The 17,846-nt window shown below is 72.1% G+C and carries 14 protein-coding genes and 1 tRNA gene; 11 read left to right on the top strand and 4 right to left on the bottom strand.

The features are described from left to right. Positions 1–61: 61 nt before the first annotated feature. Positions 62–322 (top strand): DUF3039 domain-containing protein, encoded by a 261-nt coding sequence (locus Q9R28_RS09150; RefSeq protein WP_144411249.1) that lies wholly within the window; start codon positions 62–64, stop codon positions 320–322. Between the two features lie 4 nt (positions 323–326). On the opposite strand, the gene Q9R28_RS09145 is transcribed toward Q9R28_RS09150, so the two are convergent. Continuing rightward, positions 327–1,796 (bottom strand): nicotinate phosphoribosyltransferase, encoded by a 1,470-nt coding sequence (locus tag Q9R28_RS09145; RefSeq protein ID WP_396137157.1) that lies wholly within the window; start codon positions 1,794–1,796, stop codon positions 327–329. Here Q9R28_RS09145 and murI point away from each other — a divergent pair. Genes murI through rdgB form a run of 3 tightly spaced genes read left to right on the top strand, consistent with a single transcriptional unit; the run spans position 1,780 to position 3,943 of the window. Beyond that, the gene (murI, locus tag Q9R28_RS09140) at positions 1,780–2,625 is read left to right on the top strand and encodes a glutamate racemase (RefSeq protein ID WP_066652917.1); all 846 of its coding nucleotides are present in this window, start codon (positions 1,780–1,782) and stop codon (positions 2,623–2,625) included. The genes Q9R28_RS09145 and murI overlap by 17 nt on opposite strands. After that, on the top strand, positions 2,622–3,353 hold the full coding sequence (rph, locus tag Q9R28_RS09135; RefSeq protein ID WP_066652919.1) for a ribonuclease PH: 732 nt from the start codon (positions 2,622–2,624) through the stop codon (positions 3,351–3,353). Before murI ends, rph begins: the two co-directional genes overlap by 4 nt. After that, positions 3,350–3,943: an RdgB/HAM1 family non-canonical purine NTP pyrophosphatase gene (gene rdgB / locus Q9R28_RS09130; RefSeq protein WP_066652922.1), complete on the top strand. Its 594-nt coding sequence runs from the start codon at positions 3,350–3,352 to the stop codon at positions 3,941–3,943. Before rph ends, rdgB begins: the two co-directional genes overlap by 4 nt. 151 nt (positions 3,944–4,094) lie before the next feature. Here rdgB and Q9R28_RS09125 read toward each other — a convergent pair whose 3' ends face one another. The 3 genes from Q9R28_RS09125 to Q9R28_RS09115 form a co-directional block, all read right to left on the bottom strand. Beyond that, positions 4,095–4,835: a DedA family protein gene (locus tag Q9R28_RS09125; protein ID WP_209683580.1), complete on the bottom strand. Its 741-nt coding sequence runs from the start codon at positions 4,833–4,835 to the stop codon at positions 4,095–4,097. 118 nt (positions 4,836–4,953) lie between these two features. Next, positions 4,954–5,034, bottom strand: a tRNA-Leu gene (locus Q9R28_RS09120). Positions 5,035–5,100: 66 nt separating this feature from the next. Further along, positions 5,101–6,462: an MFS transporter gene (locus tag Q9R28_RS09115; protein ID WP_066652930.1), complete on the bottom strand. Its 1,362-nt coding sequence runs from the start codon at positions 6,460–6,462 to the stop codon at positions 5,101–5,103. Positions 6,463–6,515: 53 nt separating this feature from the next. On the opposite strand from Q9R28_RS09115, the gene mnmA reads away from it, so the two are divergent. From mnmA to gatB, 7 genes are all read left to right on the top strand, one after another. Beyond that, entirely contained in the window at positions 6,516–7,622 is a 1,107-nt protein-coding gene (gene mnmA / locus Q9R28_RS09110; protein WP_311205931.1) for a tRNA 2-thiouridine(34) synthase MnmA, read from the top strand. A 124-nt stretch (positions 7,623–7,746) separates the two neighbouring features. After that, a complete protein-coding gene (gene ligA, locus Q9R28_RS09105; RefSeq protein WP_311205930.1) occupies positions 7,747–10,137 on the top strand; it encodes an NAD-dependent DNA ligase LigA in 2,391 nt (796 codons plus the stop codon). Positions 10,138–10,399: 262 nt separating this feature from the next. Further along, on the top strand, positions 10,400–11,806 hold the full coding sequence (locus Q9R28_RS09100; RefSeq protein WP_311205929.1) for an alpha/beta hydrolase: 1,407 nt from the start codon (positions 10,400–10,402) through the stop codon (positions 11,804–11,806). A 116-nt stretch (positions 11,807–11,922) separates the two neighbouring features. Next, positions 11,923–14,331, top strand: a complete 2,409-nt coding sequence (locus Q9R28_RS09095; protein WP_311205928.1) for a transglycosylase domain-containing protein — start codon at positions 11,923–11,925, stop codon at positions 14,329–14,331. Between the two features lie 163 nt (positions 14,332–14,494). Continuing rightward, positions 14,495–14,794 carry an Asp-tRNA(Asn)/Glu-tRNA(Gln) amidotransferase subunit GatC gene (gene gatC / locus Q9R28_RS09090; protein WP_058728900.1) on the top strand — a complete coding sequence of 100 codons (300 nt, stop codon included), beginning with the start codon at positions 14,495–14,497 and terminating at the stop codon, positions 14,792–14,794. Continuing rightward, entirely contained in the window at positions 14,791–16,338 is a 1,548-nt protein-coding gene (gatA, locus tag Q9R28_RS09085) for an Asp-tRNA(Asn)/Glu-tRNA(Gln) amidotransferase subunit GatA (protein ID WP_311205927.1), read from the top strand. Before gatC ends, gatA begins: the two co-directional genes overlap by 4 nt. Then, complete coding sequence (gene gatB / locus Q9R28_RS09080) at positions 16,338–17,843, top strand: Asp-tRNA(Asn)/Glu-tRNA(Gln) amidotransferase subunit GatB (protein WP_066652943.1); 1,506 nt, start codon at positions 16,338–16,340, stop codon at positions 17,841–17,843. Before gatA ends, gatB begins: the two co-directional genes overlap by 1 nt. Positions 17,844–17,846 lie beyond the last annotated feature (3 nt).

Genomic DNA, 17,846 nt, shown 5'->3' with positions numbered 1-17,846 from the left:
CGGGGCGGACCCGTGCCTCCGGTCCGTCGCGGCGTCGGCTGCATCGTCGTACCCTGGACCCATGAGCATGACGGAACCCGGCGGCGGCCTCGACGTGATGGACCGCGAGCTCGAGAAGCTCCTCGAGGAAGAGGCGATCGAGCCCGGCGACCACGAGCGGTTCTCGCACTACGTGAAGAAGGACAAGATCCTGCAGTCCGCACTCTCCGGCAAGCCGGTCAAGGCGCTCTGCGGCAAGAAGTGGGTGCCGGGCCGCGACCCGGAGAAGTTCCCGGTGTGCCCGGACTGCAAGGCCATCTACGAGAAGATGAAGTCCGAGTAGTCCGCTAGACCACCAGGGTGGGGATCGCCGGGTCGCCGCGTCCGATGCGGGACGCGTCCACCGGGAGCTCCGCCTTGGCGCGCTCGTGGTGCGCCCGAGCCGCCTCGACGCCGGCGACCCCGAGGAACGCCGGGTCGACCTCGCCGTGGTCCACCACGGGGACGAGCAGGGGTCGCTCGTCGGGGCCGAGGCGACCGGAGGTCAGGACGACCTCGGCGGTGGCGATGCCGTTGCGGAGGCGTCGGCCGGCCTCCTTGCGGCCACCGGTCGAGGCCTTGTCCGCGGACTTCTTCGCGACGGGGACCCACTCGTCGCCCGCCGGGGTCTGGTGCGCGACGAGCTTGAACACCATGCCGGCCGCCGGGTGGCCCGAACCGGACACGACGCTCGTGCCGACACCGTAGGAGTCGACCGGCGCGGCCCGGAGCGCGGCGATCGTGTACTCGTCCAGGTCGTTCGTCACGGTGATCTTCGTCGCCGGGGCACCGAGCCGGTCGAGCTGCGCGCGGACCGCGGCGACGACGCTCGGCAGGTCACCACTGTCGATGCGGACCGCGCCGAGCCGGCCGTCGGTGAGCCGGACGGCGGTCTCCACCGCTGCCTCGATGTCGTACGTGTCGACGAGCAGCGTGGTGCCGTCGCCGAGGGCGTCGAGCTGCGAGCGGAACGCGGCCTCCTCGGAGTCGTGCAGGAGCGTGAACGCGTGCGCGGCGGTGCCCATCGTCGGGATGCCCCAGGTGCGGCCGGCCTCGAGGTTGCTCGTCGCGCCGAAGCCCGCGATGTACGCGGCGCGGGCGGCGGCGACGGCGTTCCACTCGCCGGTGCGTCGCGAGCCCATCTCGGCGAGCGGACGGCCGTCGGCGGCGGACACCATGCGGGCGGCTGCGCCGGCGATGGCGGAGTCGGCGTTGAAGATGCTGAGCGCGAGGGTCTCGAGGACCACCGACTCGGCGAACGTCCCCTCGACCTGCAGCACGGGGGAGTCGGGGAAGAAGACCTCGCCCTCGCGGTAGGCGCGGACGTCCCCGGTGAACCGGTAGTCCGCGAGCCACCGAGCCGTCCCCTCGTCGATCACGCCGCGGTCGCGGAGGAAACCGATCTCCTCGTCGCCGAAACGGAACTCCGTGAGCGCCGTGAGGAAGCGCCCGAGACCGGCGGCGACACCGTAGCGGCGGCCGTCGGGGAGGCGGCGGGCGAACACCTCGAACACGCAGCGTCGATCGGCGGTGCCGTCCTTGAGGGCGGCGTCCACCATGGTGAGTTCGTACTGGTCCGTGAGGAGCGCGCTGGTCACGCGTCCGACACTAGTGACCTCCCGGTGCCGAGGTGACGTCGGTGTGCCACGGTGACGTCGCGGAGCCGGGGCGACGTCGCGGAGCCGGGGCGACGTCGCGGTGCCGAGGCGCGGGGCGCGCGTGGTCGGGCGCCGGGCGGGTGCGGCTCGGTACGCTGGGCGCGTGACGGATGCACCGATCGGAGTCTTCGACAGCGGGGTCGGTGGACTGACGGTCGCGCGGGCGATCATCGACCAGCTGCCGCGCGAGAGCATCCGCTACGTCGGGGACACCGTGCACTCGCCCTACGGCCCGAAGCCGATCGCCGACGTCCGGCGGTACGCGCTCGAGGTGATGGACGACCTCGTCGACCAGGGCGTGAAGGCGCTGGTGATCGCGTGCAACACCGCGTCCTCCGCCGTGCTCCGCGATGCTCGGGAACGCTACGAGCAGGCGTACGGCATCCCCGTCGTCGAGGTGATCCAGCCGGCCGCCCGTGCCGCCGTGAAGCAGACCCGGACCGGTCGGGTCGGGGTGATCGGGACGGTGGGGACCATCGCCTCGCGGGCGTACGAGGACGCGTTCGCCGTGGCTGCCGACGTCACCCTGTCCCTCGCGGCGTGCCCGCGCTTCGTCGAGTTCGTCGAGGCCGGGGACACCTCGTCGCCGGCGCTCCGTGAGGTGGCGGCGCAGTACCTCGCGCCGATCCGCGCCGCCGACGTCGACACGCTCGTGCTCGGGTGCACCCACTACCCGCTGATGTCCGCGGCGATCCAGTACGTGATGGGCCCGGACGTCACGCTCGTGTCGAGCGCCGAGGAGACCGCGAACGACGTCTACCGTCGGCTCGTCGAGCACGGGCTCGAACGCACCACCCCGGAACCGCCGACCTACGCGTTCGAGGCCACCGGCGACGACAAGAACGGCTTCATCCGGCTCGCCCGGCGCTTCCTCGGTCCCGAGGTCTCGAGCGTCGGACACCTCCAGACCGGGGCCATCACGCTGCCCCGAACCGAAAGGACCCCATGAGCACCCGCATCGACGGCCGCAGTGCCACCGACCACCGTCCGGTCAGCATCGAGCGGGGGTGGAGTTCGCAGGCCGAGGGCAGCGCACTCATCTCGTTCGGCAACACGAAGGTGCTGTGCACGGCGTCCTTCACGAACGGTGTGCCGCGCTGGATGGCCGGCAAGGGCACCGGCTGGGTCACCGCCGAGTACTCGATGCTGCCGCGGTCGACGAACGAGCGCATGCAGCGCGAGTCGATCAAGGGCAAGGTCGGTGGACGGACGCACGAGATCTCGCGGCTCATCGGGCGGTCGCTCCGAGCGGTCGTGGACATGAAGGGCCTCGGCGAGAACACCCTCGTCCTCGACTGCGACGTGCTCCAGGCCGACGGCGGGACCCGCACCGCGTCGATCACCGGCGCCTACGTGGCGATGGTGGACGCGATCGAGTGGGGCCGCGACAAGGGCTTCATCGCCAAGAAGGCGACGCCGCTGACCGACAGCGTGCAGGCGATCTCGGTCGGCATCGTCGGGGGGGAGCCGATGCTCGACCTCGCCTACACCGAGGACTCCGCAGCCGACACCGACATGAACATCGTGACGACCGGCTCCGGCAAGTTCATCGAGGTGCAGGGCACGGCGGAGCACGCGCCGTTCGACCGCGACGAGCTGGACACGCTGCTCGACCTCGGCCTCGCGGGCAACCGGTCGCTGGCGGCGATCCAGCGCGACGTGCTGGGCCTCGCGTGACCGGCCACACCGTCGTCCTGGCGACGCACAACCAGGGCAAGGTCGTCGAGCTGCGCGGGATCCTCGGCGAGGCCCTCGGCGCGGGCGTCGAGCTCGTCGGGTACGACGGTCCGGAGCCCGTCGAGGACGGCGACACGTACGCGGCGAACGCGCTCATCAAGGCGCGTGCGGCGGTGGCGCACACCGGGCTGCCGGCGCTCGCCGACGACTCCGGGATCGCCGTCGACGCGCTCGGCGGGGCACCCGGCATCCACTCCGCCCGGTACGCCGGGACGCGCGTGGACGCGGACAACATCGCGCTGTTGCTCCGGAACCTCGAGGGGGTCGTGGAGCGGACCGCTGCGTTCGTGTGTGCCGCCGCCTTCGTCACCCCGGACGGCACGGAGCACCTGTTCGAGGCGGTGTGGAACGGCGAGGTCCTGACCGAGCCGGTCGGGGACGGCGGACACGGGTACGACCCGGTGTTCCAGCCGGACGACGCCGACCGTTCGGCAGCACAGCTGACGCGCGACGAGAAGAACGCACTGTCGCACCGGTCGAAGGCGTTCCGGGGGATCGCACCGATCGTCCGCGAGTACTTCGGGGTCTGACCACACCGGTCGGAGGGCTCCGCGGGACGCCGGCGTCAGGGCGGCGTTCCGTGCCCAGGCACAACGAGCGACACCTCGCGCCACGGGTTCCCGTGGCGCGAGGTGTCTTCAGTTGTGCGACGCCGCCGCTGCAGCGCCGACGGCCCGCCGACTACTGCTCGGCCGGGCGACCCGCGCCGTCGGCGGTACCCCGCTCGGCGCCACCGCGCTGCGCTGCCTCCTCGGCCTCGGCGGCGTGCTTCGCCTTGCGCGCGGTCCGCCAGTAGTGCAGCCCCGCGGGGACGACCGTGACGAGCACCGCCAGGATGAGGATCACGTCGATGTAGTTCCGCACGACGTACGCGATCGGCGGGATGTACCCGAGGAAGTACCCGAGGAAGGTCACGCCGACACCCCAGACGACCGCACCGACGGCGTTGTACAACGAGTACTTCTTGTAGTTCATGCGCCCGACCCCGGCCGCGATCGGCAGGAAGGTCCGGACCACGGGGACGAAGCGGGCGAGGATGACCGCGAGCGGGCCGAAGCGGTGGAAGAACGCGTTCGTGCGGTCGACGTTCTCCTTCGAGAAGAGTCCGCTCTCCTTGCGCTCGAAGATCGGGGGCCCGGCCTTCTTGCCGATGTAGTACCCGAGCTCACCGCCCAGGAACGCCGCCGCGCCGATCATCAGCGCCGCCGCCCAGATGGGGATGCCGCCGATCTGGCCGCCGCGGTCGAAGGCGAAGAGCCCCGTGATGACGAGCAGGCTGTCGCCGGGGAAGACGAAGCCGATCAGCAGGCCCGTCTCGGCGAAGACGATGGCGCAGACGATGAGCACGGCGATGGCCCCGAAGTGGTCGAGGATGTACTGCGGGTCGAGCCACGGGATCAGGGCGAGTGCGACGGAGTGCATGGTTGTTCCGGTCGTGTCGGGGCGGGGCACGGGGAAGCTCCCGCCTGACGAGGGTACCGCCCGGCGGTGACCGCCCCATCCTCCTGTGGTGTGACTCCACCCGGCGAGCCGACCATCGTGCGGAAGGAGGGACTCGAACCCTCACGCCTGGGGCACAGGAACCTAAATCCTGCGTGTCTACCGATTCCACCACTCCCGCGAGCAGCGGCAGTCTACCGAGGCGTGGACGCGGGGCGGGCGGGAGCCGCGCCTCCAGGCCGTCCGCTCAGCGCAGCCGACGAGGCAGGTACCGCGGCACGTACCGCAGCAGCACCCCCGCACCGACCAGGCCGAGCACCCCCATCACCCCGCTCGCCAACGCCAGCGAGGCGACCGCGGTGACGCCCGAGATCAGCAGTGGCGCCGCAGCCGACCCGAAGTCCCCCGTGAAGCGCCACGCACCGAGGAACGGTGCCGGGTTCCCCCGCGGCGCGAGGTCCGCACCGAGCGTCATGAGGATGCCGCTGCCGACCCCGTTGGCGAGTGACATGCCGATCGCGATGCCGACGAACCACCCGACCCTCGCGTCGAGGTGCCCGCTCCAGGCGAGCAGGAAGTAGCTCACGGCGAGCCCGAGCATGCACGGCAGGGCGCTCGCGAGTCGGCCCCAGCGGTCCATGATCTGCCCGCTCGTGTAGAAGAGCGCGAAGTCGACGGCGCCGGCGATGCCGATGACGAGCGCGGCCGAGGCGTCGTCGAGACCGACGCTGACCGCCCAGAGCGGCAGGATCACCTGCCGTCCGGCGCGGAGCGCGCCGATGAGCGCCGCTCCGCTGCCGAGCCGTGCCAGGACGGCGCGGTTCTCGCGGATGGTGCGGAAGAGGCCGTGTGCCTCGCGTTCGACGAACTGCGCGCCCGTGTCGGTGGGCGGCTCGTCGGGGTGCCGCGCGGGTGCCGTGCGCCGTGCCGCGTCGGCCGCGTCCGGTCCGCGGGTCGCGTCCGTCCCGTCGGTCGCGCTCGTCGTGTCCGGCCTGGAGGCCCTGCTCGGCAACCGCAGACCGCGTGCGCCCGTCGCGGGGTCGCGCAGGACGAGGAGCACGACCGCCGCCGCGAGGCAGCACACCACGTGGATCCAGAAGGCGCTCTGCGTCGTGCCGGTCAGGTGGACGACGCCGGCCGAGAGGAAGGGACCGACGAAGTAGCCGAAGCGGAACACGCCGCCGAGGCTCGACAGGGCGCGGGCCCGGATCCGCAGGGGGATCGCGGTCGTCATGTAGGCGTGCCGGGCGAGGGCGAAGACGGCGGTCGAGACACCGACCAGGAACACCCCGACGGCGAGCACCCAGGGGCTCGGTGAGACGACGCAGACGAGCAGCCCGACGACGGACACCACCGCGGCGCCGATCATCGCGTTCCGTTCACCGATCCGCCCGACCACGACGCCGGAGGGCACGTCACCGATGAGCTCGCCGACCAGGATGAGCGCGGCGACGAACCCGGCGAACGCGAGGCTCGCGCCGAGGGAGTCGGCGGCGATCGGGATGATCGGGATGATCGCTCCCTCGCCGATCGCGAAGAGCGCCGCGGGCAGGAAGCCGGACAGCAGGACGCCGCGGCGGTCGAAGGCGTCGTTCGTGGTGCTGGTCATCGTCGAGCAACGGTACGCCTGGACTCGTCGGGAGATGCGCTTACCCTGGATGCATGCGTGTACTTGCGGCGATGAGCGGTGGGGTCGACTCGGCGGTGGCCGCGGCGCGGGCCGTCGACGCCGGGCACGACGTGGTCGGTGTGCACCTGGCGCTGAGCCGGATGCCGGGCACGCTCCGCACGGGGAGCCGTGGCTGCTGCACGATCGAGGACTCGATGGACGCGCAGCGGGCAGCCTCGGCGCTCGGGATCCCGTACTACGTGTGGGACTTCTCGGCGCGCTTCAAGGAGGACGTCGTCGACGACTTCGTCGCGGAGTACCAGGCCGGCCGCACCCCGAACCCCTGCATGCGGTGCAACGAGCGCATCAAGTTCGCCGCCCTGCTCGAGAAGGCGCTCGCCCTGGGCTTCGACGCCGTGTGCACCGGCCACTACGCCTCGGTCGTCACCGGGTCGGACGGCGCCCGTGAGCTCCACCGTTCGGCGGCGTGGGCGAAGGACCAGTCGTACGTGCTCGGCGTGCTGACGGCCGAGCAGCTGGAGCACGCGATGTTCCCGCTCGGTGCGACACCGTCGAAGGACGAGGTCCGTGCCGAGGCGGCGGCGCGCGGGCTGACCGTCGCGCAGAAGCCCGACTCCTACGACATCTGCTTCATCCCGGAGGGGGACACCCGCGGGTGGCTGGCCGACCGCGTGGGGACCGCGCCGGGCTCGGTCGTGGAGCGCGACGGCACCGTGGTCGGCGAGCACGAGGGTGCCACGGGCTACACCGTCGGGCAGCGCCGCGGACTGCACCTCGGACGACCGGCACCGGACGGCAAGCCACGCTTCGTGCTCGAGATCCGGCCGAAGGACAACACCGTCGTCGTCGGTCCGAAGGAGGCGCTCGACGTCCGGTCGATGGCCGGCTCGCGGTTCACCTGGGCCGGGACCGCTCCGGCCGACCCGGCGACGCCGTTCGCGTGCGACGTGCAGATCCGGGCGCACGCCGATCCGGTCCCGGCGACGGCGCGGGTGACGGACGGCGAGCTCGTGATCGACGTCGACGAGCCGCTGTCCGGTGTGGCTCCCGGTCAGACGGCCGTGGTCTACGTCGGCACCCGGGTGCTCGGGCAGTGCACGATCGACCGCACCGTCTCGGCGGTGCCCGCGACCGTCTGAGCTTGCCACCGGGGGTCGGGCAGCCGGCTGCGGCCTCGGGCGGCCGGGTGCTGCCGGGGGTCGGGCGGCTGGGGCCGGGGAGCCGGCTGCGGCCGGGGTCGGCGGTGCACGGTAGAACTGAGGCATGAGCGACACGACCCCCGACTCGGCCGACTCGACGTTCGAGACGCTGGCCCCGGCCGACCTCGACGCCGCGCAGGCCCAGCGGGAGGTCGACCGTCTCCGGGTGCGCATCGGCGAGCTGCGCGACCAGTACTACGAGGGCAACGGCTCGACGGTGTCGGACGGCGACTACGATGCGATGGTCCGTCGCCTCGATGCGATCGAGCAGCGCTTCCCGGACCTGCGCACCCCGGACAGCCCGACCCAGACCGTCGGCGGCCAGGCGCAGACGGTGCAGTTCGCGCCGGTCGAGCACGCCGAGCGCATGCTGAGCCTCGACAACGTGTTCAGCCCCGAGGAGCTGACCGAGTGGGCCGACAAGGTGCAGCGCGACGCCGGCTCCGAACGGGTCCGGTTCCTCACCGAGCTGAAGATCGACGGGCTCGCGATCAACCTGCGGTACGAGCACGGTCGCCTCGTGTCGGCGGCGACCCGTGGTGACGGCGTGGTGGGCGAGGACGTCACCGGCAACGTGCGCACCATGGGCACGATCCCCGACCGGTTGTCCGGCGAGGGACACCCGGCCATCGTCGAGGTCCGCGGCGAGATCTTCTTCCCCGTCGCGCAGTTCGACGAGCTGAACGCCCGGCAGCGCGAGGCGGGGGAGCGGGTGTTCGCGAACCCGCGCAACGCGGCTGCCGGATCGCTCCGCCAGAAGGAGGAGGGCAAGTCCGAGGCGAAGCGCGCGCTCATGGTCGACCGCCTGCGACGCCTCCGCATGCTCGTGCACGGCATCGGCGCGTGGCCGGTGCGCGAGCTCGAGCGCGACACCGAGGTGCACTCCCAGTCCGAGGTCTACGAGCTGCTGCAGACCTGGGGCCTGCCGACGAGTTCGCACTACCGGGTGTTCGACACCGTGGACGAGGTCATCGGCTTCGTGCGGACGACCGGCGAGCGTCGTGCGTCGGTCGAGCACCAGATCGACGGCGTCGTGGTGAAGGTCGACGACCTGGCCCTGCACGAGGAACTCGGCTCGACCTCCCGTGCACCGCGCTGGGCCATCGCGTACAAGTACCCGCCGGAGGAGGTCCACACGAAGCTCCTCGACGTCGTGGTCAGCGTCGGGCGGACCGGACGTGCGACGCCCTTCGCGGTGATGCAGCCGGCCGAGGTCGCGGGGTCCGTGGTGCGGCAGGCGACCCTGCACAACCAGGACGTCGTGAAGGCGAAGGGCGTCCTGATCGGCGACACCGTCGTGCTCCGCAAGGCCGGCGACGTCATCCCCGAGGTGCTCGGCCCGGTCGTCGAGCTGCGCGACGGCACCGAGCGCGAGTTCGTCATGCCCGCCGCCTGCCCGGAGTGCGGGACGCCCCTCGCACCGGCGAAGGAGGGCGACAAGGACCTCCGCTGCCCGAACGCCCGGAGCTGCCCCGCCCAGGTCCGTGGCCGGGTCGAGCACATCGCCTCGCGCGGCTCGCTCGACATCGAGGGCCTGGGCGAGGTCGCCGCCGCGGCGCTCACGCAGCCGCTGCACCCCGAGCAGCCGCCGCTCGTCACCGAGGCCGGCCTGTTCGACCTGACGATGGAGGACATCGTCCCCATCGAGGTGATCGTCCGCGACGCCGAGACCGGCATGGAGAAGTCCGACGACGACGGCACGCCGAAGCGCGTCACGCCGTTCAGCCGTGCCCGCAAGAAGACCGATCCGCCGTTCGACCCCGACGCGCGCGGAGCCGACCACACGGGCGAGCCGAGCCGCTACCCGTCGAAGAACGCCTTCGAGATGCTGGCGAACATCGAGGCCGCGAAGACCAAGCCGCTCTGGCGCATCATGGTCGGGCTCAGCATCCGGCACGTCGGCCCGGTCGCCGCACGGGCACTCGCGAACCACTTCGGGTCGCTCGACCGCATCCGGGAGGCGTCGCGCGAGGAGCTCGCGGCGGTCGACGGGGTCGGCGGGATCATCGCGGACGCCCTGCTCGACTGGTTCGCCGTGGACTGGCACCGCGAGATCATCGACCGCTGGACGGCCGCGGGGGTGCAGTTCACCACGCCGGACCACCCCGGTCCCGGCGCTGCCGTCGAGGGGGGCGTCCTCAGCGGGGTCACCGTCGTCGCGACGGGCTCGCTCGAGGGGTACACCCGTGAGGGCGCGCAGGAGGCCATCATCGCCGCCGGCGGCAAGGCTGCGTCGAGCGTCAGCAAGAAGACGGACTTCGTCGCCGCCGGTCCCGGTGCCGGGTCGAAGCTCACGAAGGCCGAGCAGCTCGGGCTCCGCATCATCGACGCGGAGCAGTTCCGCCTGCTCGTGACCGAGGGGCCCGGCGCCCTGGAGCCGGACCGGGCGGACGGACAGGAGCCGTCCGACGGCGCCGACGGCCAGGCGACCGACGACGCGGACGCAGGGAGCTGAGCAGCACGGCGGAGCGCGGCTCGCCGTGAGCGACGCGCCGTCGTCCGCGGGGGACCGTCGACGATCCGCACCCAGTTCGAGGGGCAAGTTGCACCGCGCACCCCCTCGTGAGCGCATTCTCCTTACACTCGAGAGGGCATCAATCGTCGGCTGAGGGGGTCGACGACACGGCCTTCCCGGGGAGACCTGATTGCTGCTCATCGCCGCGGCCCTGCTACTCACCGCCTCGATGCACTCGCTGGGAGTGGTCGAGGCTCCTGCCGTGCCCGTCCCGGGAGCGTCCGGCGTGGGCGTCCCGGCCGTGGCCGAGGCGCCCGTCGCGGAGGTGTCCGGGGTCCGGGACCCCGTGGCACGCGATGCTCCGCCCGGCGCCTCGACGACCGCTGCCGGCGGTCACGTCGGCCTCGAGCGGTTGGCGCGGGCGCGCGGCACGGCGTTCCTCGACGCACTCGTCGCGGTCGGTCCCGGCGACCTGGCACGCGCCGACGAGGACGATCGGGTGCTCGCGACCGCCCAGGACCGGCCACCCACCGCGGTCGCCGTCGCACGGTGGTGGGACGCGCTCGGCACCGGCGCACAGGAGCGCCTGGTCGCCCTCGCCCCCGCGGTCGTCGGCAACCTGGACGGGGTGCCGTACGATGTCCGTGACCGCGCCAACCGGACCACCCTCGCCGACGGGGTCGGCACCGACGACCAGGACTCCGACGACCAGGACTCCGATGCCCAGGACTCCGGCGCCGGGTCCGACCGTGCCGCCGCCCGCACCGCGCTGCTCGCGCAGGTCCGGGACTCCCTGCACCGCGAGTCTGGCCAGGCCCCCCGGCGCCTGATCGTCCTCGACACCCGGGGCTCGGGCCGCGCGGCGATCGCGGTGGGGGACCTCGCGACCGCCCGGGACGTGACGGTGGTCGTCCCGGGGATGTTCTTCACCGTGACCGGGCAGATGCACGACTTCACCGACACCGCGAGCGACCTGTACGACGAGCAGACCACCGTGTCGGCGCTCGCCACGACGCAGACCGCCCGAGGCGTCGCGGACCACGCGTCGAGCGGCACCGCCGTGCTCGCGTGGATGGGCTACCGGACGCCCGACATGTCCAACATCCTGTCGCTCGGACTCGCCCGCACCGGTGCCGAGCGGCTCGAACGGGTGGTCGACGGTCTCGACGCCGTCCGCGGCGACGACCGGCCCCGGTTGAACGTCGTCGCGCACTCCTACGGGTCGACGACGGCGCTGATGGCACTGTCGTCCGGCCGCATGCAGGCGGACTCGCTCACCGTGCTCGGCTCGCCGGGCAGTGCGGTGCAGACCGCCTCCGAGCTCGCGGTGGGACCCGGGCAGGTCTACGTCGGCGACGCGCACAGCGACCCGATCGCCGGCTCCGGGTACTTCGGGACCGACCCGGGTTCGGCGGGGTTCGGGTCGACGCTCCTCGACCTCTCCACGGACACCGTCGAACCGGACGCGGGCGTGTTCCGCCGACCTGTGGGTCACAACGACTACCTCAAGCCGGGGACGGCATCGCTGCACGACGTCGCCCTCATCGGGGTCGGCCGCGGTGACCTCGTCCGGCACCAGGCCCGGCGCGGCCAGGGTGGCGGCGGGACCGCGCAACCGGTGCCCGACATGTACCTCCTGCGACCCCAGGACCTGCAGCCCCGCGACTGAGCGGACCCGCCCCGTGGGCGATGCACGACCCTCCCTGTGGGTGATCCTGTGCGCCGCCGCAGCCCCTGACCTCAGCACGGCAGAAGCACCCCAGTCCGGGCCCGTACCGTGCCGCCATGCGTGCGATGCGGTGGTCCGGTGCCCTCACGACCTTCCTCGCCATGTCCGGCCTCGCAGGACTGCTGGTGGCGGTCGCGGTGACCCCGGCCGTGGCGGTGGCGGGCGAGGCGACGTCCGGAGCGGTGTCGTTCTTCGAGGACCTGCCGAGCTACCTCGACATCCAGACCCCGCAGCAGGTGTCGTCGGTCTACGCCACGAAGGACGGCCAGCAGGTCAAGATCGCGTCGTTCTACGCCGAGAACCGGACCGACGTCGCCTCGGACGCCATGGCGGAGTCGCTCAAGCGCGCGGCGATCGACACCGAGGACCCCCGCTTCGAGGACGAGGGCGGCATCGACGTGCTCGGGACCGTCCGCGGCGTCGCGGCGACCGTCGTCGGGGGCGACGTGCAGGGCGGTTCGAGCATCACGCAGCAGTACGTGAAGAACGTCCTCGTGCAGCAGTGCGAGCAGCTCACCGGCGCGACCGCGGCCGCCACCCAGGCCAAGGTCGCGGCGTGCTACCAGGACGCCGCCGGGGTGACACCGCAACGCAAGCTGCAGGAGATGCGCTACGCCATCGCGGTCGACAAGAAGTACACGAAGGACCAGATCCTCACCGGCTACCTGAACCTCGTCGGGCTCGGCGGCCGCGTCTACGGCGCCGAGGCGGGTGCCGAGTACTACTTCGGCGTGCACGCGAAGGACCTGTCGCTCCCGCAGTCCGCGACGCTCGTCGCCATCCTCAACAACCCGGCGAACCTGCGCATCGACGAGCCGGACGACGAGGACAACGGCGCGGCGAACGGCTACGCGGCGACGAAGACGCGGCGCGACTACGTCCTGCAGCGGATGTACGTGCACCACGACATCTCGAAGGCGCAGCTCGACCAGGCGGAGGCCACCCCGGTCACGCCGCGGATCACCGACACCGCGAACGGCTGCTCGGCCGCGGCGAGTGCGTACGACGCGGGGTACTTCTGCGACTACGTCCGCGACCAGGTGCTGCAGGACCCGGCGTTCGGCAAGACCGCCGCGGAGCGCATCGAGACCCTCGACACGAAGGGCCTCGAGATCCACACGTCGCTCGACCTCGACCTGCAGGCCCAGGCCCAGTCCGCACTCTCGTCCTACGTGCCCGCGACGATGACCGGTGTCGACCTCGGCGGCACGAACGTCACCGTCCAGCCCGGCACCGGACGCGTGCTGTCGATGGTGCAGAACACGACGTACACGCAGCGCGACAACGCCGGCCCCGGTGCGACGGCCATCGACTACAACGCGGACACGGCCTACGGCAACTCCGGGGGGTTCCAGACCGGCTCGACCTACAAGGTCTTCACCCTGGCCGAGTGGCTGGCGTCCGGGCACACGCTGTCGGAGTCGGTGCCGACTGGCGAGCACCTGTTCCAGCAGTCCGAGTTCACGAACTCGTGCGAGGCACTCGGCGGGTCCCCCTGGCCCGTCTCGAACGCCGAGACCGTCCCGGCGAGCATGAGCGTCCAGGCGGCGACCTCGGAGTCGATCAACACCGCGTTCGGCGCGATGGCGAAGCAGCTCGACCTCTGCAAGATCAAGGACCTCGCGCAGGCCATGGGCATCCACCAGGCGGACGGCTCGGCCCCGGCGTCGAACCCGGCGTCCGTGCTCGGCACGAACCCGCTCTCGCCGATCGACCTGGCCGAGGCGTACGCCGGCTTCGCGAACGGCGGCGTCGTGTGCACGCCGACCGTCATCGACTCGGTGCGCGAGGCCGACGGCACGACGGTCACGCCCACGCCGTCCAGCTGCACCCGGGGCGTCTCCGCCGAGGTCGCCGGGACGGTCGACCACGCACTGCAGGGCGTCCTGACCGGCAGCGGCACCGCGGCCTCGGCGAACCCCGGTGACAGCACCCCGAAGTTCGCCAAGACCGGCACGACCGACGCCGACACGCAGAACTGGCTCGTCACGTCGAGCACGAAGTACACCAACGCGACGTGGATCGGCAACGTCAGGGGGCTCGTCGGTCTCGCGAACACGTCCTTCCCGCAGGGCACGACCGGGTACAGCGCGAAGTTCGGCGTCGGCCGCTCGATGATGTCGTGGCTCGACCAGCGCTACGGCGGGGGAGCGCTGCCCGAGCCCGACCCGGCGATGATCGGCTCGACGCCGCGGTCCGTCGACGGTTCGGCCTCGGACGCGGCGACGGGCGGGGACCAGGCGACGCCGGGGACCAGCGCCCAGGCGCCCGCCGCGCCGGGATCGTCCACCGCGGACACGACCGGCGGCACGACGACGGGCGCGCCCGCACCGGGCGGGGCAGCCGGGGCCGGCTCGCAGCCGGGCGCGGGTGCCGACGCGACGTCGACCGGGACGGGCACCGGCGGCGGCGCGCAGGGCACCGGAACGGGCGAGGCGACCCAGCAGCCACCGTCGCACGGGTAGGCGGCGACGGCGAGCACGCGACGGTCTGGAGGCCCGGTGCCGGTCCGCCGGACCGGCACCGGGCCTGGCGTACCGGTTCTCCACAGCCCCGGTGACCGTGGTGCCGCCGCCGGACGCGGCCAATAGACTGGTGCGCATTCCACGAACCGATCGACGGAGCACCATGCCTGACATCACGAGCGAGCAGGTCGCCCACCTGGCGAACCTCGCACGTATCGCACTCACGCCCGACGAGATCGAGAAGCTGACCGGGGAGCTGTCGCACATCGTCGAGAGCGTCGCCAAGGTCGCCGAGGTCGCGACCGACGACGTCCCGGCGACGAGCCACCCGGTGCCGCTCGGGAACGTCACCCGACCCGACGTGGTGGGGCAGACGCTGACCCAGGAGCAGGCGCTCTCCGGCGCGCCCGACTCCGACGGCGAACGGTTCCGCGTGACGGCAATCCTGGGAGAAGAGCAGTGACCGACGACCTGACCCGCCTCAGCGCGGCCGCCCTCGCCGACGCCCTCGTGGCGCGCGACGTCTCGAGCGTCGAGGCCACGCAGGCCCACCTCGACCGGATCGCAGCGGTCGACGGCGACGTGCACGCGTTCCTGCACGTCAACGAGAACGCCCTGGCGGCAGCGCGGTCGATCGACTCGCGTCGCGCCGCGGGCGACGACCTCGGCGCGCTCGCCGGTGTGCCGATCGCGATCAAGGACGTCCTGTGCACGCAGGACATGCCGACCACCTCGGGGTCGAAGATCCTCGAGGGCTGGCGGCCGCCCTACGACGCCACCCCGGTCGCGAAGCTCCGCGGCGCCGGCCTCGTGCCGCTCGGCAAGACCAACATGGACGAGTTCGCGATGGGCTCGACGACCGAGTTCTCGGCGTACGGTCCCACGCACAACCCGTGGGACCTCGACCGGATCCCCGGCGGCTCCGGCGGGGGATCGGCGGCAGCGGTCGCCGCGCACGAGGCCCCCTTCGCCCTCGGCTCCGACACCGGTGGCTCGATCCGCCAGCCGGGTGCCGTCACGGGCACGGTCGGTGTGAAGCCGACCTACGGCGGGGTCAGCCGGTACGGCGCGATCGCACTCGCGTCGTCGCTCGACCAGATCGGTCCGGTGTCCCGCACGGTCCTCGACGCCGCGCTGCTGCACGACGTCATCGGCGGGCACGACCCGAAGGACTCGACGTCGATCCCTGACGCCTGGCCGTCCATGGCCGCCGCTGCGCGCGAGGGCCTGCAGGCCGACACGCTCCGCGGGCTCAAGGTCGGCGTCGTCAAGGAGCTCGCGGGGGGCGAGGGCTTCCAGGCCGGCGTCACGCAGCGCTTCCAGGAGACGGTCGCGATCCTCGAGCAGGCGGGCGCCGAGGTCGTCGAGATCGACGCGCCGTCGTTCGCGTACGCGATCAGCGCGTACTACCTGATCCTGCCGGCCGAGGCGTCGTCGAACCTCGCCAAGTTCGACTCGGTGCGCTTCGGCCTGCGCGTCACGCCCGAGAACGGTGCGACCGTCGAGGACGTCATGGCCGCGACGCGTGAAGCCGGCTTCGGCCCCGAGGTCAAGCGCCGCATCATCCTCGGCACCTACGCGCTCAGCGCCGGCTACTACGACGCCTACTACGGGTCCGCGCAGAAGGTCCGCACCCTGGTGCAGCGCGACTTCGCGGCGGCGTTCGACCAGGTCGACCTGCTCATCAGCCCGTCGGCGCCGACGACCGCCTTCCCGCTGGGGGAGCGCCTCGACGACCCGCTGTCGATGTACCTCAACGACCTCACAACGATCCCGGCGAACCTCGCCGGCGTGCCCGGCATGAGCATCCCGAACGGCCTCGCGCCCGAGGACTCGCTGCCGACCGGTGTGCAGCTCATGGCGCCGCAGCGCGAGGACGCCCGCCTCTACCGGTACGGCGCCGCGCTCGAGCGTCTGCTCGAGCAGCAGTGGGGTCGCCCGCTCATCGACAGCATCCCGGACCTCGACCAGTCTCAGCAGTCCGCTGCGCAGGAAGGTGTGATCTGATGGCGCAGAAGGACGCGCTGATGGACTTCGACGAGGCGCTCGAGCGCTTCGAGCCGGTGCTCGGCTTCGAGGTCCACGTCGAACTCGCGACGAAGACCAAGATGTTCTCGGACGCCCCGAACTTCTTCGGTGGCGAGCCCAACACGAACGTGACCCCGGTCGACCTCGGGCTGCCCGGGTCGCTGCCGGTCGTGAACGAGCAGGCCGTGCGCTACTCGATCCAGCTCGGGCTCGCGCTCGGCTGCTCGATCGCGGAGTCCTCGCGGTTCGCCCGGAAGAACTACTACTACCCGGACAACCCGAAGAACTACCAGATCTCGCAGTACGACGAGCCGATCGCGTTCGAGGGTGAGGTCGAGGTCGAGCTCGCCGACGGCACCATCTTCCAGGTGCCGATCGAGCGCGCCCACATGGAGGAGGACGCGGGCAAGCTGACGCACGTCGGTGGTGCCACCGGTCGCATCCAGGGCGCCGAGTACTCGCTCGTCGACTACAACCGCGCCGGCGTCCCGCTCGTCGAGATCGTCACCAAGCCGATCTTCGGCGCGAAGGACCGTGCTCCCGAGCTCGGCGCCGCGTACGTCCAGGTCATCCGTGACCTGGTCCGCGCGCTCGGCGTCTCCGAGGCCCGCATGGAGCGCGGCAACCTGCGCTGCGACGCGAACATCTCGCTGCGCCCCTGGGGTCAGGAGAAGCTGGGTACCCGCACCGAGACGAAGAACGTCAACTCGTTCCGCGCCGTCGAGCGCGCCATCCGCTACGAGATCCAGCGCCAGGCCGCGATCCTCGCCGCGGGTGGCACGATCACGCAGGAGACGCGGCACTGGCACGAGGACACCGGGCGCACCTCGGCCGGCCGCCCGAAGTCGGACGCCGACGACTACCGCTACTTCCCGGAGCCCGACCTGCTGCCGGTCGTGCCGGACCCCGCGGTCATCGAGGAACTCCGGGCATCCCTGCCCGAGGCGCCCGTCGCACGTCGCCGCCGTCTCAAGGGGGACTGGGGCTTCAGCGACCTCGAGTTCCAGGACGTCGTCAACGGCGGGCTGCTCGACGAGGTCGAGGCGACGGTCGCCGCCGGTGCCTCCCCGCAGGCCGCGCGCAAGTGGTGGACGGGCGAGATCAGCCGCGTCGCGAACGCGCAGGACGCCGCAGCGGGTGACCTCGTGTCGCCGCAGCACGTCGCCGAGACGATCGCGCTCGTCGAGTCCGGTGACCTGACCGACCGTCTGGCGCGCCAGGTGCTCGAGGGGGTCATCGCGGGCGAGGGGTCGCCGGCGCAGGTCGTCGAGGCCCGTGGGCTCAAGGTCGTCTCCGACGACTCGGCCCTCACCGCAGCGGTCGACCAGGCGCTCGCCGCCCAGCCGGACGTCCTCGCCAAGATCCAGGACGGCAAGGTCCAGGCAGCCGGCGCGATCATCGGCGCGGTCATGAAGGCGATGCAGGGACAGGCCGACGCGGCCCGCGTCCGCGAGCTGGTCCTGGAGCGCGCGCAGCAGTCGTAGCGT

The organism is Curtobacterium sp. BRD11 (genome assembly GCF_031844345.1).
In the GTDB taxonomy this organism is placed as follows: Bacteria; Actinomycetota; Actinomycetes; order Actinomycetales; family Microbacteriaceae; genus Curtobacterium.
Note: the sequence above shows the minus strand (reverse complement) of the source record. Positions and strands in the feature narration are given on the sequence as shown.